Source organism: Variovorax sp. FW305-3-2-15-B-LB1 (genome assembly GCF_058787635.1).
Genome location: NZ_JBYSZY010000078.1, coordinates 1 through 24,478, shown reverse-complemented (window position 1 = coordinate 24,478; position 24,478 = coordinate 1). Strand labels below are relative to the sequence as shown.

The following is a 24,478-nucleotide window of genomic DNA, read 5'->3' as shown; positions in this document are numbered from 1 at the left end:
GTGTGGCTCAGCACGTGGATCTTGGCGTCGCGCCAGTCCACGAGTTCGCCGTCCATCCAGATCTTGCCGTCACGGTCGTCCAGCGAGGGGGGGATCGAGCTCATTTCCTGATTCCTTTGGGAGCGGTGTGGGGGTGCGACCCACTGGGAAGTCGCAAAAGCTTTCGATTTTACGGCCGAGCCCGGAACCGGGTGCCCGACAATGGCCGGTTGTGCCAACCAGTGGAAAAAGGGTTCCCGTGTCCGTATTCAAGAACGTCATCGTCTATCGCATCGAACCTGCCTGGTCCCAATCACTGACCGAGGCAGAAGAAGGGCTGGCCAAGCAACGCTTCGTGCCTTGCGGCCCCTCGCAGGAAAAGTCCGCCGGCTGGGTCGAGCCCCGCGGCGAAGCCAACGGCCCGTTGGTCGAATCCATCGACGGCCAGTGGCTGGTCGAGTACATGATCGAGAGCAAGCAGGTCCCCGGCTCCGTGGTGCGCCGCAAGCTCGACGAGCGCTGCGCCCACATCGAGACCACCACCGGCCGCAAGCCCGGCAAGAAGGAAAAGAAGGAGCTCAAGGAAGACATCACCCTGGAGCTGCTGCCCATGGCCTTCACGCGCAGCGCGCGCGTCACGGTGTGGATCGACAAGGCGGAGAACCGCCTCGTGATCAACTGCGGCAATGCCGCGCGCGCCGACGAAGTGGTCACCAGCCTCGTGAAGTCGCTCGACGGCTTTGCCGTGGCGCTGATCAACACGCAGATCGAACCGGCCGCCGCCATGGCCAACTGGCTGTTGACGCAGGAGCCGCCGGCCGGCTTCAGCATCGACCGCGAGTGCGAGCTCAAGGCCTCCGACGACTCCAAGGCCGTGGTGCGCTACGCCAAGCACGCGCTGGACATCGACGAGGTCAAGCAGCACATCACCGACGGCAAGCGCCCGACGCGCCTGGCGCTCACCTGGGACGACCGCGTGTCCTTCGAGCTGACGCACGGCCTGCTGATCCGCAAGATCACCTTCCTCGAAGGCACGGGCGACGGTGCGGCGGGCGGCAAGAAGGAAGACAACTTCGACGCCGACGTGGCCATTGCCACCGGCGAACTCGGCCAGCTGGTGCCGGCGCTGCTCGATGCGTTGGGCGGTGAAGCGGCGTTCTCTGCGGCACCGCCGGATGAAGCGCCGAAGGCTACAGCTACGGCCACTGCGCCTGCAACGCAGGCCGACACGCCCGAAGAAGAAGACGCGCCGTTCTGAGGTTCTGAATCAGGCAAAGCGCCCGCGCCGCCTTCAGGCCGCGGGCGTTTCTTCGTCGGCCGACGCCTCGGGCCGCGTGAGCGTCCAGCTCTGCAGCTTGCCGCCGTTGAACACGGCATCGACGTAGGAGCCGCCGGCATCGGTCCAGCGGTACAGCTCGGGCTGCTCGTTCTCGGGCGAGCGCTGCTCGCCGAGCGCGCGCGTCATCGCGATGACGTGCATCAGCGTCACACCGGGCTTGAGCTTGGCATTCAGCATCACCGAGCTCGCCACCGTGCCGATGGGCCGGTCGGCGGCCCGCTTGAGCACCTGCATCGTGCGGTTGAAGTGCATCAGCAGGAACATCACGATCGCACCGCCGGCGAACGCCACGCCGCCCCATCCGTATTGGTGCCAGGACAGGCCGAGGAGAACGACGGCCCCCACGGGCACCAGCAATTTCTGGAAATTCATGGGGCGCATTGTCGCCGCCCGGTGGAAGCCCCCCGCAGGCCGATGCAGTTGCCCCAGGGGTCGCGCACCTGCGCCATGTGTTCGTCGCCCTCCAGCCGCAGCGGGCCGCGGTACAGCGGCGCGCCGCACGCCTCCAAGTGGGCCAGCGCGGCATCGAAATCCGCCACGTTCCAGTACACGACCGAACCTGAAGCACCCGCGCCGACCTTCGCATCGGCCGGCACGAGTTCCAGCAGCACACCGTGGACCGACAGGCACTCGAAGGCCGGCGAGCCGATGGACATCGACACCGCATCGGGGAAGGCGTCGGCGTACCAGCGCAGTGCGGCGTTCACATCGGTGACGTGGACCATGACGGCGGCAATGGGCGGTGCGGTGGATTTCATTCGGCGACAGCGGGAAACGGCCCGCGATTGTGCGGCCCCGACCCCGCCGCAGTAGCCGCCGTGGCTACCGCCGGGCGCAGAAAGCGGTACTCCCGGCGAAAGGCGCACGGTGCCGGGGCGGGTGCGGGCACATTTCGCCGCACGGGCATCTGCCCGGGCCACCGAGAAACGCATGAACATCCCGCGTTCCGTCACCATCGTTCGACTCACCCTTGCCGCCGCACTCGCGGGCACCGTCCTCAGCGGCTGCTACGTGGTGCCGCTCGGACAACCCGCTCCCATCGCGCCGTCGCAGCAAAGCTACGCCGTCGCACCGGGGCCGGTGTCACAGACCTTCAGCGCGCGGCTGTATCCGTCGAACGCCGAAGCTGCGCGCTACGGCGCCGTCGGGGGCACGGTGACCAACGACATGAACGGCCGCGGCCACTTCAATGCGCAGATCGGCGCCGAACAGTTTCAGGGAGAAGCGACCCGCGTGGCCGGCTCGCGCACCACCGGCGTGGCGAACGCCACCGGCAGTCGCGGCGGCAACCTGAGTTGCCAGTACACGATGAACTCCGCCACCTTGGGCAGCGGCCAGTGCGTGCTCAACAACGGGCCGGCGTTCACGATGCACATCGGAAGCTAAGCAACGAATCAGAGAAGGCCAGGGAGGCCAGGGAGGCCAGGGAAGGTAGGGAGGGTAGGCCCGGCGCGTGTCCACCGCGCGCCGGGCGTTTTTTTGTCCGTCCTACCAGTTCACGAGCTGCCGCATCTTGCGTCGCAGCTCGCGTTCGCGTTTCTGCTCGGCGTTCCAGTCGTCGCGGATGGCCAGCGTGACCGACAGCGCCATCAGCAGGATCACGAACGCAAAGGGCAGCGCGAACACGATGGTCGCCGTCTGTATGGCCTTGATGCCGCCTGCGAACAGCAGGCTCAGCGCAATCGCCGCCACCAGCACGCCCCAGGTGATCTTGACGCGGGCAGGCGGGTTCGGATTGCCCTTCGTGCTCATGATGCCCAGCACCAGCGTCGCGGAATCGCCCGAGGTCACGAAGAACACGAACACCAGCAGCGTGGCCACGATCGACAGCAGCCCGCCCATGGGCATCGCCTGGAACATCACGAACATGGTGGTCGACACGTCGGCCTTCACCGACTCGACCAGTGGCACGCCCTGGAAGATCTCGAAGTTGAGCGCGGCGCCACCGAACACCGAGAACCACGCGAAGCCCACCAGCGTGGGCGCGATCACCGTGCCCAGGATGAACTGGCGGATCGTGCGCCCGCGCGACACGCGCGCAATGAACAGGCCCACGAACGGCGACCACGCCAGCCACCAGGCCCAGTAGAAGAGCGTCCAGTCGGCCACCCACGAGCTGTTGCGGAACGGGTTCATGCGCAGGCTCATGCGCACGAACTCGGCAAGGTACGAACCCAGCGTGTTGGTGAAGGTCTCGACGATGGCGATGGTCGGCCCCACCACCAGCACCGTGAGCGCCAGCAGCGCCGCCAGCACCAGGTTGCCCATCGACAGCCACTTCACGCCGCGCTCGACGCCCGTGACCGCCGAGGTGATGAACAGCACCGTCGTCACCACGATGATCACCGCCTGCGTCCAGCGGCCGATGTCCGTGCCGAAGGCCGCGTGCAGCCCGCTGTTGATCTGTGTGGCGCCCATGCCCAGCGAGGCCGCCACGCCGAAGGCGGTGGCCACCACGGCCAGCACGTTGAAGGCCGGCGACAGCCGCTGCACGAAGCGCCACGGCAGCGCCTCGGTGGCCGAGCTGACCAGCGGCAGCGCCTTGCGGCGGAAGCTGAAGAAGGCGATCGACAGGCCGACGATGCCGTAGATCGCCCAGGGGTGCAGCCCCCAATGGAAGAAGGCGTAGCGCATGGCCACGCCGGCCGCATCGGGCGTGCCGGGGATCACACCGGGCGGCGGGTTCGCGTAGTGCGAGATCGGCTCGGCCACGCCCCAGAACACCAGGCCGATGCCCATGCCGGCCGCGAACAGCATCGCGAACCAGGCGCCGATGGAGAACTCGGGCTCGTCGTCCTCGTCGCCCAGCTTCAGGTCGCCGAAGCGGCTGAACGCCAGGAAGAAGGCCAGCACCACCAGCCCGAGCACCACCCACAGGTAGAACCAGCCGAAGTTGCGCGTGATGTCGGCGAGCGCGGTACTGAACACGCGGTCGAGCGACGCGGGAGAGATCAACCCCCACAGCACGACCACGGCGATCAGCCCGGCGGAGACGATGAGTTGCATGGGGGGTCTCCTGGTGGGGGTGTTGTCGTGCGGGTGCGCGTCAGTCGAGCCGTCGTACCACGTCCATCGCTTCCTCGATGCGGTCGACCGGGTGGATGGTCAGGCCCTCGATCTCCTTCGTGCCCTTGCGCGGCGCGTTGGCCTTCGGCACCACGGCCACGCTGAAGCCCAGCTTGGCCGCTTCGCGCAGGCGCTCCTGGCCGCGCGGCGCGGGCCGCACCTCGCCGGCCAGGCCGACTTCGCCGAAGGCGATGAAGCCCTTGGGCAGCGGCTTGCCGCGCAGGCTGGAGGTGATGGCCAGCATCACGGCCAGGTCGGCCGCGGGCTCGCTGATGCGCACGCCGCCCACCGCGTTGACGAACACGTCCTGGTCCATGCAGGCCACGCCCGCGTGGCGGTGCAGCACGGCCAGCAGCATCGCGAGGCGGTCGCGGTCCAGGCCCACCGACAGCCGGCGCGGGCTCGGTCCGCCGTTGTCGACCAGCGCCTGGATTTCCACCAGCATCGGCCGCGTGCCTTCGAGCGTGACCAGCACCACGCTGCCGGGCACCGGCTCGGCGTGCTGGCTCAGGAAGATCGCACTCGGGTTGGTCACGCCCTTCAGGCCGCGTTCGGTCATGGCGAACACGCCGATCTCGTTCACCGCGCCGAAGCGGTTCTTGATGGCGCGCACGAGGCGAAAGCTCGAGTGCGTGTCGCCCTCGAAGTACAGCACCGTGTCGACCATGTGCTCGAGCACGCGCGGGCCGGCCAGCGCGCCCTCCTTGGTGACATGGCCCACCAGCACCACGGCCGTGCCGCTGGTCTTGGCAAAGCGCGTGAGGTGCGCCGCGCACTCGCGCACCTGCGCCACCGAGCCGGGCGCGGAGGTGAGCTGGTCGGAGTACACGGTCTGGATGGAGTCGATCACCGCGATGGCCGGGCGCGTGGCGTCGAGCGTGGCGATGATTTTTTCGAGCTGGATCTCGGCCAGCACCTGCACCTGCGAGTGGTCGAGCCCGAGCCGCTTGGAGCGCAGCGCCACCTGCGAGCCGCTTTCCTCGCCGGTGACGTACAGCGCGTTCTGCCCCGCGCGCTGCAGCGCATCGACCGCCTGCAGCAGCAGCGTCGACTTGCCGATGCCCGGGTCGCCGCCGATCAGCGTGACGCCGCCCGACACGATGCCGCCGCCGAGCACGCGGTCGAGCTCGTCGAGCCCGGTGGGCGTGCGTGCGACATCGGTGGCTTCGATTTCCGAGAGCGTGGCGAGTTCGGAGGCGCCCGCGAGCGACGCGAACTGCGTGCCGAAGCGGTTGTTGGCCGGTCCGTTGGCCGCGCCGGCGACCTGTTCGATGAGTGTGTTCCATGCACCGCAGCTGGGGCATTTGCCGAGCCACTTGGGGCTGGTGCCGCCGCATTCGCTGCAGACGAAAGTTGTTTTGTCCTTGGCCATGCAGCGAGTTTAGGGGGCGCGGTTCAGGCGATGGCGAATTCGCGCACCAGCAGGTCCGCGAACGCCGCCGCGGCCGGCGACAGCGATCGGCCCTGCCGCGTCACGACCGCGATGTTGCGCGCCACCGTCGGGCGCATGAGCCGCCGCGCGACCAGCCGCGTGTGGTCGGCATGCGCGAGGATCGACGCCGGCAGCAGCGCCGGGCCGAGGCCGCTGGCCGCCATCGCGAGCGCCGTGGTCAGCAGCGTCACCTCGTAGGCGATGTCCAGCCGCACGCCGGCGGTTGCGGCAGCGATGTCGATGCTGCTGCGCACGCCGTACCCCGGCTTGACCGTGATCAGCGGATGGCCCGCGAGCTGCCGCCAGGTGATGCGGTCGGTGCCGGGCAGGCGCAGGTCGCGGTCGGCAATCACCGCCAGGTGGTCGTGCACGAACACGCGCTGGTCCAGCCCCGGCGTGCGCGCCTGCAGCGTGCCCACGCCGAAGTCGACCTGCTCGCCGAGGACCTTCTCCACGAACTGCCCGGGCGCGCAGTCTTCGATGGCCACCTTCACGTCGGGATGCAGGTCGAGGTAGCGGCGCAGGGCCTTGGGCATCAGCGTCTGCGCGATGGTGGACGTGGCCGCGATGCGCACGCGCCCGCGCCGGCCCGCCGCCAGCTCGGCCATGCCGGTGCCCAACGCATCGAGTTCGGCCAGCACGCGCTCGGCATAGGCGATGGCTTCGTTCGCGGCCTCGGTGCGTTGCAGCGAACGCGTGGTGCGGTCGAACAGGCGCACGCCGAGCCGCGCTTCGAGTTCGCGCAGCAGCACGCTGACGGCCGGCTGCGTCAGCGACAGCGCAGCCGCCGCGCTCGACAGCTGGCCGCTGTGGTACACGGCCGCGAACGCGCGCAACTGCCGCACCGAGGGCACACCGCGCATTGATAACGGTTTTTTATGAATGGCCATGAAAGTTTCACTTTTTCCGCGAGCCGGTTCGGCACTGTAATGGCGCCTCACAAGAATCTGGAGACAAGCGACCCATGACCGAGCAACTGCAAGCCCAGGTGCTGATCGTCGGCGCCGGCCCCGTGGGGCTGACGCTGGCCATCGACCTGGCGCAACGCGGCATCGACGTGCTGATGACCGAGATCCGCCACCGCGGCGAGCCACCCAACGTGAAGTGCAACCACGTGGCGGCGCGTTCGATGGAGGTGTTCCGCCGCCTGGGCGTGGCGCAGGCACTGCGCGACGCGGGCCTGCCGGCCGACTACCCCAACGACGTGGCCTACCGCACGGCCGTGACGGGCATGGAGCTGTCGCGCATTCCGATCCCCGCGCGCCGCGAGCGCTACACCGCCACCGGCGGCCCCGACACCTGGTGGCCCACGGCGGAGCCGCCGCACCGCATCAACCAGATCTTTCTCGAGCCGGTGCTGTTCGCGCATGCCGAGGGCACGCCCGGCCTGCGCATCCGCAACCGCACGCGCATCGACGACTTCGAGCAGGACGACGAGGGCGTGTGGGCCACGGGCGTGGACCTGGACGACGGCCGCGCGGTGCGCATCCGCTGCCAGTACCTCGTCGGTTGCGACGGCAGCCGCTCGACGGTGCGCAAGAAGATCGGCGCCAGCCTGCACGGCACCGACGTGGTGGGCCGCGTGCAGTCGACCTACTTCCGTGCGCCCGCGCTGCTGGGCCTGCTGAAGCACCCGCCGGCCTGGGCCACCTTCGCGCTGAACCCGCGCCGCTGCGGCAACGTGTACGCCATCGACGGGCGCGAGACCTGGCTGCTGCACAACTACCTGCTGCCCGAAGAGACCGACTTCGATTCGATCGACCGCGACTGGGCGATCCGCCAGATCCTGGGCGTGGGCGAGGACTTCGCGTACGAAGTGATCTCCAACGAAGACTGGGTCGGCCGCCGGCTCGTGGCCGACCGCTTCCGCGACCGCCGCGTGTTCATCTGCGGCGACGCCGCGCACCTGTGGATTCCGATGGCGGGCTACGGCATGAACGCCGGCATCGCCGATGCGATGAACCTCTCGTGGCTGCTCGCGGGCCGGCTGCACGGCTGGCTGGCCGAGGGCGCGCTCGCGGCGCACGAGGCCGAGCGCCAGCCGATCACCGAGCAGGTGTCGCGGTTCGCGATGAACCACGCGCTCGCGCTCCAGCGCCAACGCGAAGGCGTGCCCGAGAACATCGAGGCGCCCGGGCCCGAGGGCGACGCGCTGCGCGCCGCGCGCGGCCAGGCGCTGTACGACCTGAACGTGCAGCAGTACTGCTGCGGCGGCCTCAACTTCGGCTACTTCTACGAGGGTTCGCCGCTCATCGCCTACGACGGCGAGGCCGCGCCCGCCTACACGATGTACGAGTTCACGCCTTCGACGGTGCCGGGCTGCCGCACGCCGCACCTGTGGCTGGACGACGGGCGCTCGCTGTACGACGCGATGGCGATGCCCGGCGAGGGCTACACGCTGCTGCGCTTCGATCCCGCGATCGATGTCGCGCCGCTCGAAGCCGCCGCCGCGGTGCGCGGCCTGCCGCTGCGCACGCTCGACATCCGCGCCTCGGACGCCACCGCGGTGTACGACCGGCCGCTCGTCATCTCGCGCCCCGACCAGCACGTGGCCTGGCGCGGGCATGCCGTGCCGGCCGACGCGCTCGCGCTGGTCGACCTGCTGCGCGGCGCCACTGCAGTGGCCGCACCGACACCCGAAAAAGAAAGAGAGACAAGCCAATGAACCGTCGCCATGCCCTGCGCCATCTGGGCGCACTGTCCGCCGCCGCCTGCGCCGCAGGTCCCGCCCTCGTGCGCGCACAAGGCGAGAAACCCATCACCATCGTCGTGCCCTACGCGCCCGGCGGCACGACCGACATGCTCGGGCGGCTGATCGCGCAGCAGCTGGGCACCGCCCTGGGCCGCACCGTGATCGTCGACAACCGGCCGGGCGCCGGCACCGCCATCGGCGCCTCGCAGGTGGCGCGCGCCGCGCCCGACGGCTCGACGCTGCTGGTCGCGACCAGCACCACGCTCGCCATCAACCCCTGGCTCTACAAGAAGCTCTCGTACGACCCCGCGAAAGACTTCGCACCGGTCGGCCTCATCGGCGCGGTGCCGCTGATGGTGGTGGTGCACCCGTCGGTGCCGGCGACCTCGCTGGCCGAGCTGGTGGCGCTCGCCAAGTCGCGGCCCGACGCGCTGAGCTACGGCTCCGCCGGCAACGGCAGCCCGCAGCACCTGGGCGCGGAGATGTTCAAGGTTGCGACCGCCGCGAACATGGTGCACGTGCCCTACAAGGGCAGCGCGCTCGCGCTGACCGACCTGCTCGGCGGCCAGCTGCAGCTCATGTTCACGGACATCGCGCCGGCCCTGCAGCACGTGCGCAGCGGCAAGCTGCGCGCGCTGGCCGTGACCTCGCGCAAGCGCCAGCCGACCTTCCCCGCTGTGCCGACCGTGGCCGAGTCGGGCGTGGCAGGCACCGCCGATTTCGAGGCGGTGGCGTGGCAGAGCGTGGTCGCGCCCGCGGGCACGCCCAAGGCCTTCATCGACCGCTGCAGCCAGGAGATCGCCCGCCTCGTCGCGCAGCCCGCACTGCGCCAGAAGCTCGAGAACGAGGGCTTCGAACCGGCCGCACCGGGGGCGCACGGCGCGGGCGCGCCGGAGCAATTGGCCGCCTACATCCGCAGCGAAACCGAACGCTGGGGGCGGGTGATCCGCGCTTCCGGCACGACGATCGATTAGGGCCTGTTCACCCTATTTCCGGGGTCGCGAAGGTCTGCCAGCGCGGGCCAATCAAGGCGCGTGACGCCGCGCGTGCATGCGCACGCGCAAGGAGCGCAACGCCGAGTGGCCCGCGCTGGCAGACCTTCCCGAAGGGTTGGCGGGCCAAGGGGCCGTCTGCTGCGTTGCCCGCGCTTGCAAGGCTTCAGCCTTGCTGCGCACGGGCGCCTTGCATCCAGCCCCTTGGCCCGCCAACGCGACCCCGGAAATAGGGTGAACAGGCCCTCAGCGCCGACGACCCGCAAGGGTTATCCCGCAGGCGTGTTTTCTCGGCATTCATTTAACATGTTAAATAATTCTGAGAGGCACAGCTTTTGAGCACCACCTTCACGCACCGCAATTTGCCGCGCCTGCTGCTGCAGGCCCGCGAAGCCGTGATGGCCCACACGCGGCCCAGCCTGCGCGAGCACGCGCTGTCCGACCAGCAATGGCGCGTGCTGCGCGTGCTCGGCGAGCACGGCGCGGTCGACACCGGCCGCGTCGCGCGCGAGGCTTTCATCCTCGGTCCCAGCCTCACCGGCGTGCTGGCGCGCATGGAGCGCGACAACCTCATCACCCGCGCCCGCGACCCGGCCGACCAGCGCCGCACCGTGGTCGAGGCCACGCCGCACGGCATGAAGCTCGTGAAGCGCCTGGGCACCAGCATCGAGGCGCACTACGACTGGATGGAGCAGTCGCTGGGCAAGGCCAAGCTGACGCAGCTCTACGGCCTGCTGGACGAACTGATCGCGCTGGAGCAACCCGAACCATGACCACCTCCTCCTTTCTCCCCACCGGCACCGTGTACGGCACGCTGCTGAACTTCCGCGCCGAGGCCGCGGCACTCGCGCCGCAGATGACCGAGGAGCCCTACAAGGCACCGCCGAAGGCGCCCGTGCTCTACGTGAAGACGGCCAACACCTGGAGCCCGCACGGCAGCACCGTCACCGTGCCCGCCGCGGTGACCGACGTGGAAGTCGGCGCCAGCATCGGCATGGTGATCGGCGCCGAGGGCGACATCGAAGGCTTCGTGCTGCTGAACGACCTGTCGATCCCGCATGCGAGCTTCTTCCGCCCACCGGTGAAGTTCAAGTGCGTCGACGGCTTCCTGGGCATCGGCCCGGCGCTGCGCGACGCGCAGGAGGTGGCCGACCCGGCGCAGTTCCGCGTCGAGGTGCGCATCAACGGCGAGCTGAAGCAGTCGATCGATTTCTCGCAGCTCGTGCGCCCCGCGCCGCAGCTGCTCGCCGATGTGGGCGAGTTCATGACGCTGGCGCACGGCGACGTGCTGATGCTCGGCTGCGACCTGGGCCGTCCGCTGGCCCGCGCGGGCGACCGCATCGACATTTCCGCGCCGGGGTTCGAGACCCTGAGCAACACGCTGGTGAAGGAAGCAACGGCATGAAGCACGCACGCGTCATCTTCGAAGGCCGCGAGCACACCGGCACCGCGCACGAATTCAACGGCCAGGCCAACGCCGCCGTGCGGCTCCAAGATGGCCGCGTCGTGCCGCAGGAGCAGCTCGTGTGGCTGCCGCCGCTCGCGCCCACGGCGCGCCCGCGCACCATCCTCGCGCTGGGCCTGAACTACGCCGACCATGCGAAAGAGCTGGAGTTCAAGGCGCCCGAGGAACCGCTGGTGTTCGTCAAGGGCCAGAGCACGCTCATCGGCCACCGCCAGCTCACGCACCGCCCGGCCGACGTGAAGTTCATGCACTACGAGTGCGAACTCGCCATTGTGGTCGGCAAGACCGCGAAGCACGTGAAGCGCGACGACGCGTACGACTTCATCGGCGGCTACACGGTGGCCAACGACTACGCGATCCGCGACTACCTCGAGAACTGGTACCGCCCCAACCTGCGCGTGAAGAACCGCGACACCTGCACGCCGCTGGGGCCGTGGTTCGTCGATGCGGCCGACGTGGCCGACCCGATGGCGCTCGCGCTGCGCACCACGGTGAACGGCACCGTCACACAGCAGGGCAACACGCGCGACATGATCTTCGACGCGCCCTTCCTCATCGAATACTTCAGCCGCTTCATGACGCTGTCGCCGGGCGACCTGATCCTCACCGGCACGCCCGACGGCGTGGTCGATTGCCAGCCGGGCGACGTGGTCGTGACCGAGATCGACGGCATCGGCGCGCTGGTCAACACCATCGCCGCACGCTGACGGACCAACTGCGCCACCCCTTTCAAAAAAACGGAGACACACCGCCATGACGACCGCCAGAACCCGGACCTTCCGCCTTGCTGCCGCCTTCGTGGCGGCCAGCGCCGCCACGCTGCTGCTCGCACCCGCCGCGACCGCACAGACCGCCTCGGCCTACCCGACCAAGCCCGTGCGCTGGGTCGTGGGCTACCCGGCCGGCGGCGGCACCGACTACCTCGCGCGCACGGCGGGCGCGCAGCTCTCGCAGCAGCTCGCACAGCCCGTCACGGTCGACAACCGCCCCGGCGCGGGCGCGATCATCGCGTCGGAAAACGTGGCGCGTTCGCCGGGCGACGGCTACACCGTGTTCTCGGCCGACAACGGCGTGCTGGTCTACAACCCCGCGCTCTACAAGAAGCTGCCCTACGACGCCGAGAAAGACTTCGCGCTGCTCGGCATGATGGGCCGCTCGCCGCTCATCATCACGGCCGCGCCGGGCGCGGGCTTCAGCGACGCCAAGGCGCTCATCGCGGCGCTCAAGGCCTCGCCAGGCAAGTACAGCATCGCCACGCCGGGCACTGGCAGCCCGCACCACCTGGCCTACGAGCTGTTCCAGCGCGAAGCCGGCGTCTCTCTGCTGCACATCCCCTACAAGGGCGGCGCGCCCGCGCTGCAGGACCTCATGGGCAACCAGGTGCCGCTGATGATGCTCGACCTGCCCAGCGGCATCAGCGCCGTGAAGGCCGGCAAGGTCATTCCCCTGCTGGCCATGTCGGCCGAGCGCGTGCCGCAACTGCCCCAGCTGCCGACGGCCAAGGAGCTCGGCTACGCCGTCGAGGCCTACACCTGGCAAGGGCTGGTGGCACCGGCCGCCACGCCCAAGGACATCCAGGCGCGCATCGGCGCCGACCTGCTCAAGAGCATGAACGACACCGGCGTGAAGCAGAAGCTCTACGACGCCGGCTGGGAAGCCCGCCCCACGGACGCCGCCGAGATGGCCCGCTTCGTGGACACCGAACGCAAGAAGTGGCACGCGCTGATCAAGGCGCGCGACATCAAGCTCGACTGACGACACACCGCCGCAAGGCCGCAACACCTTCACGCCCATGCAACAGATCCATCACCTCATCGACGGCAAGCCAGTCCAAGGCGCCGACTACTTCGAAACCGTCAACCCCGCCACGCAGGAAGTGCTGGCCGAAGTCGCCTCGGGCGGCGAGGCCGAAGTGAACGCCGCCGTAGCCGCCGCCAAGGCCGCTTTCCCCAAGTGGGCCGGCCTGCCCGCGCCCGAGCGCGCCAAGCTCATCCGCAAGCTCGGCGACCTCATCGCCAAGCACGTGCCCGAGATCGCGCAGACCGAGACCAACGACTGCGGCCAGGTGATCGCGCAGACCGGCAAGCAGCTCATTCCGCGCGCGGCCGACAACTTCTACTACTTCGCCGAGATGTGCACGCGCGTCGACGGCCACACCTACCCCACGCCCACGCACCTGAACTACACGCTGTTCCATCCGGTGGGCGTGTGCGCGCTCATCAGCCCGTGGAACGTGCCCTTCATGACCGCCACCTGGAAGGTCGCGCCCTGCCTGGCCTTCGGCAACACGGCCGTGCTGAAGATGAGCGAGCTCTCGCCGCTCACGGCCGCGCGCCTGGGCGAGCTGGCGCTCGAAGCCGGCATTCCGGCCGGCGTGCTGAACCTCGTGCACGGCTACGGCAAGGAAGCCGGCGAGCCGCTGGTGGCGCACCCCGACGTGCGCGCGATTTCGTTCACCGGCTCCACCGCCACTGGCAACCGCATCGTGAAGAGCGCGGGCCTGAAGAAGTTCAGCATGGAACTGGGCGGCAAGAGCCCCTTCGTGATCTTCGAGGACGCCGACCTCGACCGCGCGCTCGACGCGGCCGTGTTCATGATCTTCAGCAACAACGGCGAGCGCTGCACGGCCGGCTCGCGCATCCTGGTGCAGCAGTCGATCTACGCCGACTTCGCCGCCAAGTTCGCCGAGCGTGCGAAGCGCATCACCGTGGGCGACCCGCTCGACGAGAAGACCATCGTCGGCCCGATGATTTCGCAGGCCCACCTGGCCAAGGTGCGCAGCTACATCGAGCTGGGTCCGAAGGAAGGCGCGACGCTGCTGTGCGGCGGCCTCGAGGCGCCAAGCAACCTGCCCGACCGCGTGAAGAAGGGCAACTACGTGATGCCCACCGTGTTCGCCGACGTCGACAACCGCATGAAGATCGCACAGGACGAGATCTTCGGTCCGGTCGCCTGCCTGATCCCGTTCAAGGACGAGGCGCACGCCATCGAGCTGGCCAACGACATCGCCTACGGCCTGAGCAGCTACGTGTGGACAGAGAACATCGGCAAGGCGCACCGCGTGGCCGCCGCCGTCGAAGCCGGCATGTGCTTCGTCAACAGCCAGAACGTGCGTGACCTGCGCCAGCCCTTCGGCGGCACCAAGGCCTCGGGCACGGGCCGCGAAGGCGGCACCTGGAGCTATGAAGTGTTCTGCGAGCCGAAGAACATCGCGGTGTCGATGGGCTCGCACCACATCCCCCACTGGGGCGTGGCATGACGCTGCAGCGCCGCCTGCTGCTGCAAGGCGCGGCCGCACTCGCGGCCCTGCCCGCACTGGCACGCGCGCAGACAGCGTGGCCCGCCAAGCCGGTGCGCATCGTCGTGCCCTTCACGCCCGGCGGCACCACCGACTTCGTCGCGCGCCTCGTCGGCCTCGAACTCGGCAAGGCGCTGGGCCAGCCGGTGATCGTCGAGAACAAGCCCGGCGCCGGCACGGTGATCGGCGTCGATGCGGTCGCCAAGTCAGCGCCCGACGGCCACAGCTTCGTGTGCGTGGCCAACAGCTTCACGGCCAACCCCACGCTGGTGCGCAAGCTGCCCTACGACACGCTCAAAGACCTGCGCCCGGTCGCGCTCATGGGCATGTCGGAGCACGTGCTCGCCACGCACCCGGGCAGCGGCCTGAAGACGCTGGCCGACCTGCGCAACCAGGCGAAGGCGAAGCCCGGCACGCTGAGCTTCGCCTCCTTCGGCAACGGCACCTCGGCGCACCTGTCGGGCGAGATGCTCAAGCTGCAGATGGGCCTGGACATCGTGCACGTGCCCTACAAGGGCCAGGGCCCGGCGCTGGCCGACCTGCTCGGAGGGCAGGTGACCGTGATGTTCGGCAACTGGCCCGAGTTCCGCGGCCATGTGCAGGCCGGCAAGCTGGTGGCGCTGGGCATGGCGACCGCGCAGCGCTCGCAGTACGCGCCCGCGATACCCACACTGGCCGAACAGGGCGTGGCCATCGAGTCCAATTCGTGGAACGGCCTGCTGGCCCCGGCCGGCACGCCCGACGCCATCGTGCAACGCGTGAACGCCGAGGTGAACCGCGCCCTGGCATCGCCGGCGGTGACCGAGGCCTTCCACAAGGGCGGCATCGCGTCGCTGTCGGGCACGCCCGAGCGCTTTGCCGAGTTCATCCGCAGCGAGATCGCGAAGTACGGCGACGTGATCCGCAAGGCCAACATCCAGATCGAGGGCTGACCATGAGCCTCTATGCGATGCAGAAATTTTTGTTCGCGCTGAACCGCGACGCCGACGTGCAGCGCCGCTTCGGTGAAGGCGGCGACACGCGCGCCACGCTGCTGGCCGGCTACGACCTGAACGACGAAGAGCGCGAAGCGATCGGCAGCGGCGACATCGGCAAGCTCTACGTGCTCGGGTGCAACGGCCAGCTGCTGATGCACTTCGCGCCCCTGCTCGGCGTCGCGTGGGCCGACTACTTGGAAGCCATGCGCGAAGGCGTGCGCAAGTACGGCCCCGTGCGCGCCGGCATCTACGCAATGACAACCGGAACCGACGAGAAAGTGGCAGGCGTATGAGTCTCGTATTCGCAGGCGTGTGCAGCCACGCCCCCGGCATCACCGGCCGCGCGCACCTGGCCGACCCGGCGGTCAAGGACGAGTTCCACGCGCAGTTCCATCGCTTGGGCGAGGCGATGCGCGCCACGAAGCCCGACGCAGTGATCGTCATCGCGGCCGAGCACTTCGCGAACTTCTTCATGAACAACATGCCGGCCTATGCGATCGGCATGGCCGACAGCTACGAGGGCCCGATCGAGGACCCGAAGTGGCTGGGCATCGAGAAGCACACCATCCCCGGCGACGCCGCGCTGTCGCAGCGCCTGATCCGCGAGGTGATGCAGACGGTGGACGTGGCCTACGCGGAAGAATGGAAGTTCGACCACGGCATCATGGTGCCGCTGAACTTCCTCACGCCGAACTTCGACACCAAGGTCATTCCCGTGAACATCAACTGCCAGGGCCCGCCGCTCACGCCGCTGCACCGCGCGTGGGCCTTCGGCGAGGCCTTGCGCCGCGCCTGCGACAAGGTGCCCGAACGCATCGCGCTGGTGGGCACGGGCGGCATCTCGCACTGGCCGGCCACGCCCGACTCGGGCAAGGTCAATGCCGAGTGGGACGCCGAGTTCATGCGCCGCTGGTGCGCCAACGACCGCGAGGCGCTGCTCTCGCAAGCCGACTACGGCGACGAGGCCACCTACCGCGAAGCGGGCCAGGGCGGCTTCGAGATCCGCACCTTCCTGAGCGTGGCCGCGGCCGCACGCGGCAAGGGCGAGATCTTCCACATGAAGGCCATCCCGATCTTCGCGGTGACCTGCACGGCCGCGACGATGTCGGTGGTTTGAACGGAGCACAACCATGCCGCACCTGGTGATCCTGTACACGCCCAACATCGAGGCCGAGACCGACGTGTCGGCGCTGTGCCGCACGCTGGCCGACACCATGCTCGAACAGCGCGACGAGGCCGGCAAGCCGGTGTTCCCCACCGGCGGCACGCGCGTGCTGGCCTACCCCGCCGCCCACTACGCGGTGGCCGACGGCCGGGCAGACTACGCCTTCGTGTACCTCAACCTGCGCATGGCCTCGGGCCGCTCCGAGGCGGTGAAGAAGAAAGCCGGCGACGAGCTGCTGGCCGCCGTGCGCGCGCATTTCGAGCCCGTCTTCACGCAGCGCCACATCGGCATCACGCTGCAGATCGACGAAGCGCCGGGGCAGGTGTACGACGGCAAGCACAGCAACCTGCATCCCCTGTTCAACAAGCCATAAAGAAGAAGCGAGCCCCCATGCTCTCCACCGCCACCATCGCCCAACTGGCCGCCGAACTGCACGAGAGCGAGAAGTCGCGCGTGCAGGTCGAGCATTTCTCCAAGCGCTTTCCCGAGATGACCATCGAGGACGGCTACGCCATCTCGCGCGAATGGGTGAAGCACAAGATCGCCGAAGGCCGCATCGTCAAGGGCCACAAGATCGGCCTCACCTCGCGCGCCATGCAGCAGGCCAGCCAGATCACCGAGCCCGACTACGGCACGCTGCTGGACGACATGTTCTTCGAGCAGGGCGGCGACATCCCGTTCACGCGCTTCATCGCGCCGCGCATCGAGGTCGAGCTGGCCTTCGTGCTCGGCAAGAAGCTGCAGGGGCCCAACGTGACCATCTTCGACGTGCTGGCCGCCACCGACTACGTGGTGCCCGCCATCGAGATCATCGACGCGCGCATCGAGCAGTTCGACCGCCACACCAAGGCCATGCGCAAGGTGTTCGACACCATCGCCGACAACGCGGCCAATGCGGGCATCGTGCTCGGCGGACGGCCCGTGAAGCCCGACGCGGTCGACCTGCGCTGGGTGAGCGCGCTGCTCTACAAGAACGGCGTGATCGAGGAATCGGGCGTGGCCGCGGCCGTGCTCAACCACCCGGCCACCGGCGTGGCCTGGCTCGCGAACAAGCTCGCGCCGTGGGACGAATGCCTCGAAGCCGGCGAGATCGTGCTGGGCGGCTCGTTCACGCGCCCGACCAACGCCGTGCCGGGCGACACCTTCCACGCGGACTACGGCCCGCTCGGCTCCATCGCCTTCCGTTTCGTCTGACGAGTTTTTTCATGCACACCCCACTCAACACCTTCAAGCAGGCCCTGCAGGCCGGCCAAGCGCAAATCGGCCTGTGGGTCGGCCTGGGCGACGGCTACGTGGCCGAGCTGCTGGCCGGCACCGGCTACGACTGGCTGCTGGTCGACGGCGAGCACGCGCCCAACGACGTGCGCTCGGTGCTCGCGCAGCTGCAGGGCATCTCCAGCGCGTGGTCGGCGCAGCCCGACGCGCAGCGCTCGCATCCCGTCGTGCGCATTCCGGTCGGCGACACCACGCTGATCAAGCAGTACCTGGACATCGGCGCGCAGACGCTGCTGGTGCCGATGGTCGACACCGCCGAGCAGGCCGCGAAGCTGGTTCAGGGCATGCGCTACCCGCCCGAAGGCATCCGCGGCATGGGCAGCGCATTGGCGCGTGCCTCGCGCTGGCAGGCGTACCCCAACTACCTGCACGAAGCCAACGCGCAGACCTGCCTGCTGGTGCAGGCCGAGACGGTCGAGGCGATGAAGAACCTCGACGCCATCGCGGCCACGCCGGGCGTGGACGGCGTGTTCATCGGCCCGGCCGACCTGTCGGCCTCGATGGGCTTCGTGGGCCAGCCCAACCACCCCGAGGTGCAGGCCGCGATCGCCGACGCCATCGCGCGCATCCGCAAAGCCGGCAAGGCGGCCGGCATCCTGTCGACCACCGAGGAACAGGCACGCAAGTGGCTCGCGGCCGGTGCGCTGTTCGTGGCGGTGGGTGTCGACACCATCCTGCTCGCGGCCGCCGCCAAGCAGCTGCTCGCGAAGTACAAGGGCGCGCCAGGCGCCACCGCGCCCAACGGCTACTGATCCACCGTCAAGGACATTTCGATGCGACGCACCACCCTCGCGGCTTTCGCCGCTGCCGCCGCCCTGCTTCTGGGCGCCTGCGCCCAGACGGGCCCGGCCTCGACCGCGCAGGCCCGGCAGGAAGCCAACCGCCAGACCGTGCTCGCCTTCTACGAAAAAGGCCTGAACCAGAAGGACGCCGACGCAGCATTGCAGTACGTGGGCAACCGCTACGTGCAGCACAACCCCACGGCGGCCGACGGGCCCGAGGGCTTTCGCAAGTTCATCGCCTTCCTGCGCGAGAAGTTTCCGAAGTCGCACAGCGAGATCAAGCGCAGCTTCGTCGACGGCGACTACGTGATCCTGCACGTGAACGCGGTGCGCGAGCCGGGCACGCGCGGCAGCGCCATCGTCGACATCTTCAAGCTCGAGAACGGCAAGATCGTCGAACACTGGGACGTGGTGCAGCCCGTGCCCGAAACCGCCGCGAACCCGAACGGCATGTTCTGACGCCCCGCCCTTCCACGAGCCAGCCTTCGCCAGCCGCATGACCACGCCCACCGACCCCACGAAACGCTTCCGCTCCGCGACCATCCGCGAGGGCACGATCCGCGCGACCACGCGCAGCTTCCTGCACGCGCTGGGCCAGGACGACGAGGACATCGCGCGCCCGCACGTCGGCGTGTTCCACACGGGCGGCGAGATGAGCCCGTGCAACCTCAACCTGCGCGAACAGGCGCAGCACGCCAAGACCGGCATCTACGCGGGCGGCGGCACGCCCCACGAATGCCCGGTGGTGTCGGTGAGCGACGGCCTGACGATGGCGCACTCGGGCATGCGCTTCTCGCTGATCTCGCGCGAGCTCATCGCCGACAGCGTGGAAGCGTCCACGCGCGGCCACCAGTGGGACGGCATCTTCGCCATCGGCGCCTGCGACAAGAACCTGCCGGGCCTGATGATGGGCATGGTCCGCTGCAACGTGCCCAGCGTGTTCGTGCACGGCGGCTCGGCGCTGCCGGGACAGATGCCGGGGCCGGACGGGCGCGACCTGAACGTGGTCGACACCTACGAGACCATCGGCAAGGTGCTGGCCGGCACCGCCACGCACGACGAACTCGACGCCATGAGCCGCGCCTGCCTGCCCACGGCCGGCGCCTGCGCGGGGCAGTTCACGGCCAACACGATGGGCATGGTGTCGGAAGCGCTGGGCCTGGCGCCCATCGGCTCGAGCATGGTGCCGGCGGTGTTCAGCGAGCGCGCGCCGCTGATGCGCCGCGCCGCGAAGCAGCTCATGAAGGCGGTGATGGGCGACGGCCCGCTGCCGCGCGACATCGTGACGCGCAAGGCACTCGAAAACGCCTGCGCCGTGGTCTCGGCCACGGGCGGATCGACCAACGCCGCGCTGCACCTGCCGGCGATCGCGCACGAGGCCGGCATCAAGTTCCACCTGGACGACGTGGCCGAGATCTTCGCGCGCACGCCGCTCATTGCCGACCTGCGCCCCGGTGGCCAGTACCTGGCGCGCGACGTGTACTACATCGGCGGCGCGGGCGTGATCCTGCGCACGCTGCTGGAGCAAGGCTTCCTGCACGGCGACGCCCTCACCTTCACCGGTCGCACGCTGGCCGAGGAAGTGGCCGACGCCGCCGCGCCCGACGGCCGCGTGGTGCGCGAAGCGGGCAACCCGATCACGCGCGACGGCGGGCTGGCGGTGCTCAAGGGCAACCTCTGCCCCGACGGCGCGCTGCTCAAGACGGCGGGCCTGAAGACGCTGGTGCACCGCGGCCCGGCGCGCGTCTTCAATTCGGAAGAAGAAGCGCAGGCCGCCGTGCAGAACCGCCGCTACGAAGCGGGCGACGTGATCGTCATCCGCAACGAAGGCCCCAAGGGCAGCCCCGGCATGCGCGAGATGCTGGGCATCACCGCGCTGCTGTACGGCCAGGGCATGGGCGACAAGGTGGCGCTGCTGACCGACGGGCGTTTTTCGGGTGCCACGCGCGGCCTGTGCATCGGCTACGCGGGGCCCGAGGCGGCCGACGGTGGGCCGATCGCGGTGCTGCGCGACGGCGACATGGTGGCCATCGATGCACGCGCCGCGGCGCGCAGCATTTCGGTCGAGCTGAGCGCCGAAGAAATCGCGTCGCGGCTGGCCGGACGTGAGGTAAACGCGGGGGCGGCGCACGGTGGTTTGTTGGAAAAATACGCGCTCACCGTGCGTCCTGCCCACCAGGGCGCCGTGACCCACTCGGGCGCGGTCACCTGGCTGCGCGACGAGTCGTGATCCTGTTCCCTCCTCACCATCCCGAAAAGAGACAGACATGACCTTCACCCGCCGCCACATGCTGCAGTCCACCGGCGCTTCGGCGCTGCTCGCCAGCCTCGGCCAGCAGGCCTTTGCGCAGGCTGCCGCGCTCGAGAACGCCACCATCGTCACCGGCTTCGCGGCCGGCGGCACCTCGGACACCACCTGCCGGCGCATTGCGCTGAAGCTGAGCCCCGACTACGCCAAGACCGCCGTGGTCGAGAACCGCACCGGCGCGGGCGGCCAGATCGCCGTGAGCTACGTGAAGGGCCGCCCGGCCGACGGCACCACCATCCTGCAGACGCCCACGTCGATCCTCACGATCTACCCGCACATCTACAAGAAGCTGCCCTACGACCCGATGGTCGACCTCACGCCCGTGAGCCTGGCCTGCATCTTCGACTTCGGCTTCGCGGTCGGCCCGGCCGTGCCGGCCACGATCAAGACGGTGCCCGAGTTCCTCACCTGGGCCAAGGCCAACCCGGCCGGCGCCAACTACGGCTCGCCGGCCGCGGGCTCCACGCCGCACTTCATCGGCGCGCTGCTGGGCAAGCAGGCGGGTGTCGAGCTCAAGCACGCGGCCTACCGCGGCACGCAGCCGGCCATGCTCGACCTGCTGGGCGGCAACATCTCGGCGGTGTCGGGCCCCATCGGCGACATCACGCAGCACCTGCAATCGGGCAAGGTGCGCATCCTGGGCGTGTCGGGTGCCAAGCGCAGCCGCTTCGCGCCCGATGTGCCGACCTTCGGCGAGCAGGGCATCAAGAACATGGCGCACAGCGAATGGTTCGCCTTCTTCCTGCCGGCCAAGGCCTCGCCCGAGCTGGTGACGAAGCTCAACACGGCGATGAAGAACGCGCTCGCACAGAAGGACGTGATCGACGGCCTCGGCACCTTCGGCCTGGAAGCCATGTCTTCCACGCCGGCCGAGCTGGCCGATCTGCTGAAAAAGGACACCGCCAAGTGGGCGCCGATCGTGAAAGAGGTCGGCTTCACGGCTGAAGGTTGATCACATGAAGGAACTGCCATGAACACACTCGCCACCGCGCCGTCGGCGCTGGTCCATCCCTCGATCCATCCCGACGAGCGCGCCGCGCGCGAGGAGCTCGCGGCCTGCTACCGCGTGTTCGCGATGCTGGGCTGGACCGAGATGATCTACAACCACATCACGGTGCGGCTGCCCGACAGCGTGACCGGTGGCGAGAAGCAGTTCCTCATCAACCCCTTCGGCCTGCACTACAGCGAGGTGACGGCCAGCAACCTGGTGAAGATCGACCTGCAGGGCAAGGTGCTCGATGGTTCGACCTACCCGGTGAACCCGGCCGGCTTCGTGGTGCATGCGGCCATCCACGACGGCCTGCCCGGCGCGCACTGCGTGATGCACACGCACACCACGGCCGGCGTGGCCGTGGCCTGCCTGCAGGGCGGCCTGCAGCAGACCAATTTCTATACCGCCCAGCTGCACGGCATGGTGGCGTACCACGACTTCGAGGGCATCACGATCCATGCCGACGAAGGCCCGCGCCTGCTGAAAAGCATCGGCGACCGCAACGCGGTGATCCTGCGCAACCACGGCCTGCTGGCCTGGGGCCAGACGCTGCCGCAGACCTTCGCGATCCTGTGGACGCTGCAGCGCGCCTGCGAGATCCAGATGGCGACCTTCTCGATGGGCGCCGCCATTCCGGTGAGCGAAGAGATCGCGCAGCGCTGCACGCGCGACGCGCTGCAGTTCAGCCCCGCGCACGGCGCCGGGCAGGACGTGTTCAATGCATTGGTGCGGCAGGTGGACCGCATCGACCCGAGCTACCGCAACTGAGGCGCCTGTTCCCATGAAGATTTGCATCTACGGCGCCGGCGCGATCGGCGGATGGATCGGCGTCGGCCTCGCACAGGCGGGCCAGCGTCTCAACGTGGTGGCGCGCGGCGCCACGCTCGACGCGCTGCAGAAGGACGGCCTCTCGCTGATGCGCGGCGACGTGCGCACGCGCGTGCCGGTGAACGCGGTGGCCGACCCCGAGGCGCTCGGTGTGCAAGACCTGGTGGTGATCGCCGTGAAGGCGCCCGCGCTGGCCGGCGTGGCCGAACGCATCGGGCCACTGATCGGGCCCGACACGATCGTGCTGGTGGCCATGAACGGCGTGCCGTGGTGGTTCCTCGAAGGCGGCTTCGGCGGCGAGATCACGGGGCACCGGCTCGCAGCCGTCGACCCCGAAGGCGCCATTGCCAAGGCCATTCCGTCGCGCAACGTGATCGGCTGCGTGGTGCACGCCAGCTGCTCGCTCGACGGGCCGGGCGTGGTGCGGCACCACTTCGGCAACGGGCTGATCGTGGGCGAACCTTCGGGCCAGGCCACGCCGCGCGTGCAGAAGCTGGTCGAACTGCTGAAAAGCACGGGCATCGACACCACGCTGTCGCCGCAGATCCAGAAGGACGTGTGGTTCAAGCTGTGGGGCAACATGACGGTGAACCCGATCAGCGCGCTCACCGGCGCCACCACCGACCTGATCATGGGCGACGACTACGTGCGCGGGTTCATCTCGGCCGTGATGCTCGAGGCCAAGGAGATCGGCCGGCGCATCGGCATCGAGATCACGCAGAGCCCCGAAGACCGGCACGCGGTGACGATGAAGCTCGGCGCGTTCAAGACCTCGATGCTGCAGGACGTGGAAGCGGGCCGTTCGGTCGAGCTCGACGCGCTCGTCACCGTGGTGCGCGAGCTGGGCGAGCTGACGGGTGTGGCCACGCCGTTCACCGATGCGCTGCTGGGGCTGGCGCGGCTGCGCACGCGGCAGCTCGGGTTGTACTGAGCGAACTGCCGCTGATTACCAGCGGTTTTCGGGCGCGGCGCCGATGGCCTCGACGCAACGGGCCACGATCTTCGCGCGCTCCTCGCGCAGCCGCTGCCAGCCGTCGGCCTGCCACTGGGTCCAGGCCAGCGGCTCCGATTCGTAGCTGCAGCCGATCGGCGGGCGCATGAAGCCCGCGCGCCCCAACGAGGCGCCGTACTTGAGCCGGAACAGTTCGTCCGAGCCCATCAGGTTTTCGTAGACGAGGTGCCACGACCCCGGGACCAGCGGCGAGTCGGCCTCCTTCGGTGTCTGGCGCGCGGCCTCGATCTCTTCGGGCGTGGAGCCGTCGGTCAGCGCGGTGGCGAGCGCGGTCTCGGTGCGGCGGCGGTAGATGTCGGTGGCGATCTTGCTCAGGGCCTCCTGCAGGTCGCTCATCGCCGGGTTGACGCTCACCGGGTCGTCGCGCAACGCTTCGAGCGTGGTGCCACCAAGGCCGTCCTTCGAGAAACCCTGCACGGCCGCGCCGGTGCCGAGCACGGCGAACGCGACGTTCAACGCGACCTGGCCGGCCACGCGGCCCACCGTGTCTTCGCGGCGCACCACGCGCAGGTGGTCGGCGCCGCTCTGCTGGGGCATGCGCAGGTAGCGCACGCGGGTTTGGGGCGCTGCTGCGACTGGGGTGGCTTCGGCGGGTGCCGAGGCTGCGGCCATGGGCGGTGCGGCCGCTTCGGTCTGGGCCTGCGCCGAGAAGCCGGCGATGGCCAGTGCCAGGCCGAGGGCCTGCCGTGTGGCACGCGACGGCGTTCGTTTCTTCGTCGAATGGGTCATTGAACTGTTTTCCTCCGGCGCGGATTGTCTCCGGCGTGGCGGCTCGGTTCTATCGACGATGTTCAGGGCGTGTGCACAGGCCACCGGGTACTTCCCTCCGCGAATGTCCCCCGGGCTTCGCCCTCCTCCTTGATTTCGCTGCGGGAAG

General features: G+C 69.1%; 26 protein-coding genes and 1 pseudogene. 20 read left to right on the top strand and 7 right to left on the bottom strand.

Translation table 11 applies throughout. From position 1 onward, the window contains the following. A pseudogene (locus AC3WQR_RS29445) lies at positions 1-104 on the bottom strand (branched chain amino acid aminotransferase); the annotation flags it as partial. A 134-nt stretch (positions 105-238) separates the two neighbouring features. Between AC3WQR_RS29445 and AC3WQR_RS29440 the strand changes: the two are divergent. After that, complete coding sequence (locus tag AC3WQR_RS29440; RefSeq protein ID WP_492745500.1) at positions 239-1,237, top strand: recombination-associated protein RdgC; 999 nt, start codon at positions 239-241, stop codon at positions 1,235-1,237. Between the two features lie 33 nt (positions 1,238-1,270). Here the strand turns inward: AC3WQR_RS29440 and AC3WQR_RS29435 are convergent, their stop codons facing one another. Together AC3WQR_RS29435 and AC3WQR_RS29430 are read right to left on the bottom strand one after the other, a co-directional pair. Then, positions 1,271-1,699: a glycerate kinase gene (locus tag AC3WQR_RS29435; protein ID WP_095743211.1), complete on the bottom strand. Its 429-nt coding sequence runs from the start codon at positions 1,697-1,699 to the stop codon at positions 1,271-1,273. Beyond that, positions 1,687-2,076: a VOC family protein gene (locus AC3WQR_RS29430; RefSeq protein WP_492745498.1), complete on the bottom strand. Its 390-nt coding sequence runs from the start codon at positions 2,074-2,076 to the stop codon at positions 1,687-1,689. The genes AC3WQR_RS29435 and AC3WQR_RS29430 overlap by 13 nt, the downstream gene beginning before the upstream one ends. A gap of 172 nt (positions 2,077-2,248) precedes the next feature. On the opposite strand from AC3WQR_RS29430, the gene AC3WQR_RS29425 reads away from it, so the two are divergent. Further along, entirely contained in the window at positions 2,249-2,704 is a 456-nt protein-coding gene (locus AC3WQR_RS29425) for a hypothetical protein (RefSeq protein ID WP_095949802.1), read from the top strand. 102 nt (positions 2,705-2,806) lie between these two features. Here the strand turns inward: AC3WQR_RS29425 and AC3WQR_RS29420 are convergent, their stop codons facing one another. Genes AC3WQR_RS29420 through AC3WQR_RS29410 form a run of 3 tightly spaced genes read right to left on the bottom strand, consistent with a single transcriptional unit; the run spans position 2,807 to position 6,679 of the window. Then, entirely contained in the window at positions 2,807-4,324 is a 1,518-nt protein-coding gene (locus AC3WQR_RS29420) for a BCCT family transporter (RefSeq protein ID WP_492745496.1), read from the bottom strand. A gap of 40 nt (positions 4,325-4,364) precedes the next feature. Then, entirely contained in the window at positions 4,365-5,756 is a 1,392-nt protein-coding gene (radA, locus tag AC3WQR_RS29415) for a DNA repair protein RadA (RefSeq protein WP_070063503.1), read from the bottom strand. A 23-nt stretch (positions 5,757-5,779) separates the two neighbouring features. Beyond that, complete coding sequence (locus AC3WQR_RS29410; protein WP_235944202.1) at positions 5,780-6,679, bottom strand: LysR family transcriptional regulator; 900 nt, start codon at positions 6,677-6,679, stop codon at positions 5,780-5,782. A 101-nt stretch (positions 6,680-6,780) separates the two neighbouring features. Between AC3WQR_RS29410 and AC3WQR_RS29405 the strand changes: the two genes are divergently transcribed. From AC3WQR_RS29405 to AC3WQR_RS29320, 18 genes are all read left to right on the top strand, one after another. Further along, a complete protein-coding gene (locus tag AC3WQR_RS29405) occupies positions 6,781-8,481 on the top strand; it encodes an FAD-dependent oxidoreductase (protein WP_492745491.1) in 1,701 nt (566 codons plus the stop codon). Continuing rightward, a complete protein-coding gene (locus AC3WQR_RS29400) occupies positions 8,478-9,482 on the top strand; it encodes a Bug family tripartite tricarboxylate transporter substrate binding protein (protein ID WP_492745489.1) in 1,005 nt (334 codons plus the stop codon). The genes AC3WQR_RS29405 and AC3WQR_RS29400 overlap by 4 nt, the downstream gene beginning before the upstream one ends. A 353-nt stretch (positions 9,483-9,835) precedes the next feature. Further along, the gene (hpaR, locus tag AC3WQR_RS29395) at positions 9,836-10,273 is read left to right on the top strand and encodes a homoprotocatechuate degradation operon regulator HpaR (protein ID WP_056583837.1); all 438 of its coding nucleotides are present in this window, start codon (positions 9,836-9,838) and stop codon (positions 10,271-10,273) included. Beyond that, positions 10,270-10,905 (top strand): fumarylacetoacetate hydrolase family protein, encoded by a 636-nt coding sequence (locus AC3WQR_RS29390; RefSeq protein WP_492745487.1) that lies wholly within the window; start codon positions 10,270-10,272, stop codon positions 10,903-10,905. Before hpaR ends, AC3WQR_RS29390 begins: the two co-directional genes overlap by 4 nt. Further along, positions 10,902-11,672 (top strand): fumarylacetoacetate hydrolase family protein, encoded by a 771-nt coding sequence (locus AC3WQR_RS29385; RefSeq protein WP_492745485.1) that lies wholly within the window; start codon positions 10,902-10,904, stop codon positions 11,670-11,672. Before AC3WQR_RS29390 ends, AC3WQR_RS29385 begins: the two co-directional genes overlap by 4 nt. Positions 11,673-11,718: 46 nt before the next feature. Then, entirely contained in the window at positions 11,719-12,720 is a 1,002-nt protein-coding gene (locus tag AC3WQR_RS29380; RefSeq protein ID WP_492745483.1) for a Bug family tripartite tricarboxylate transporter substrate binding protein, read from the top strand. A gap of 37 nt (positions 12,721-12,757) precedes the next feature. Next, complete coding sequence (hpaE, locus tag AC3WQR_RS29375) at positions 12,758-14,224, top strand: 5-carboxymethyl-2-hydroxymuconate semialdehyde dehydrogenase (RefSeq protein WP_307696506.1); 1,467 nt, start codon at positions 12,758-12,760, stop codon at positions 14,222-14,224. Next, entirely contained in the window at positions 14,221-15,195 is a 975-nt protein-coding gene (locus AC3WQR_RS29370; protein WP_492745481.1) for a tripartite tricarboxylate transporter substrate binding protein, read from the top strand. Before hpaE ends, AC3WQR_RS29370 begins: the two co-directional genes overlap by 4 nt. A 2-nt stretch (positions 15,196-15,197) precedes the next feature. Beyond that, positions 15,198-15,533 carry an aromatic ring-opening dioxygenase subunit LigA gene (locus AC3WQR_RS29365; RefSeq protein ID WP_159273489.1) on the top strand — a complete coding sequence of 112 codons (336 nt, stop codon included), beginning with the start codon at positions 15,198-15,200 and terminating at the stop codon, positions 15,531-15,533. After that, on the top strand, positions 15,530-16,357 hold the full coding sequence (locus tag AC3WQR_RS29360; protein ID WP_492745478.1) for a DODA-type extradiol aromatic ring-opening family dioxygenase: 828 nt from the start codon (positions 15,530-15,532) through the stop codon (positions 16,355-16,357). Before AC3WQR_RS29365 ends, AC3WQR_RS29360 begins: the two co-directional genes overlap by 4 nt. Before the next feature lie 13 nt (positions 16,358-16,370). Then, positions 16,371-16,778 (top strand): 5-carboxymethyl-2-hydroxymuconate Delta-isomerase, encoded by a 408-nt coding sequence (locus tag AC3WQR_RS29355; protein WP_492745476.1) that lies wholly within the window; start codon positions 16,371-16,373, stop codon positions 16,776-16,778. A 17-nt stretch (positions 16,779-16,795) separates the two neighbouring features. Further along, the gene (hpaH, locus tag AC3WQR_RS29350; protein ID WP_062476860.1) at positions 16,796-17,599 is read left to right on the top strand and encodes a 2-oxo-hept-4-ene-1,7-dioate hydratase; all 804 of its coding nucleotides are present in this window, start codon (positions 16,796-16,798) and stop codon (positions 17,597-17,599) included. An 11-nt stretch (positions 17,600-17,610) separates the two neighbouring features. Then, complete coding sequence (gene hpaI / locus AC3WQR_RS29345) at positions 17,611-18,432, top strand: 4-hydroxy-2-oxoheptanedioate aldolase (protein WP_492745474.1); 822 nt, start codon at positions 17,611-17,613, stop codon at positions 18,430-18,432. A 21-nt stretch (positions 18,433-18,453) separates the two neighbouring features. Then, positions 18,454-18,921, top strand: a complete 468-nt coding sequence (locus tag AC3WQR_RS29340; RefSeq protein ID WP_492745472.1) for a nuclear transport factor 2 family protein — start codon at positions 18,454-18,456, stop codon at positions 18,919-18,921. 37 nt (positions 18,922-18,958) lie between these two features. Further along, on the top strand, positions 18,959-20,692 hold the full coding sequence (gene ilvD / locus AC3WQR_RS29335; protein WP_492745470.1) for a dihydroxy-acid dehydratase: 1,734 nt from the start codon (positions 18,959-18,961) through the stop codon (positions 20,690-20,692). A gap of 37 nt (positions 20,693-20,729) precedes the next feature. Beyond that, complete coding sequence (locus AC3WQR_RS29330; RefSeq protein WP_095949816.1) at positions 20,730-21,722, top strand: Bug family tripartite tricarboxylate transporter substrate binding protein; 993 nt, start codon at positions 20,730-20,732, stop codon at positions 21,720-21,722. A gap of 18 nt (positions 21,723-21,740) precedes the next feature. Beyond that, a complete protein-coding gene (locus AC3WQR_RS29325; protein WP_070063516.1) occupies positions 21,741-22,529 on the top strand; it encodes a class II aldolase/adducin family protein in 789 nt (262 codons plus the stop codon). Positions 22,530-22,542: 13 nt separating this feature from the next. Beyond that, complete coding sequence (locus AC3WQR_RS29320; protein WP_095949818.1) at positions 22,543-23,520, top strand: 2-dehydropantoate 2-reductase; 978 nt, start codon at positions 22,543-22,545, stop codon at positions 23,518-23,520. A 15-nt stretch (positions 23,521-23,535) separates the two neighbouring features. Here AC3WQR_RS29320 and AC3WQR_RS29315 read toward each other — a convergent pair whose 3' ends face one another. Beyond that, positions 23,536-24,330: a hypothetical protein gene (locus AC3WQR_RS29315; RefSeq protein WP_492745468.1), complete on the bottom strand. Its 795-nt coding sequence runs from the start codon at positions 24,328-24,330 to the stop codon at positions 23,536-23,538. Between the last annotated feature and the right edge of the window lie 148 nt (positions 24,331-24,478).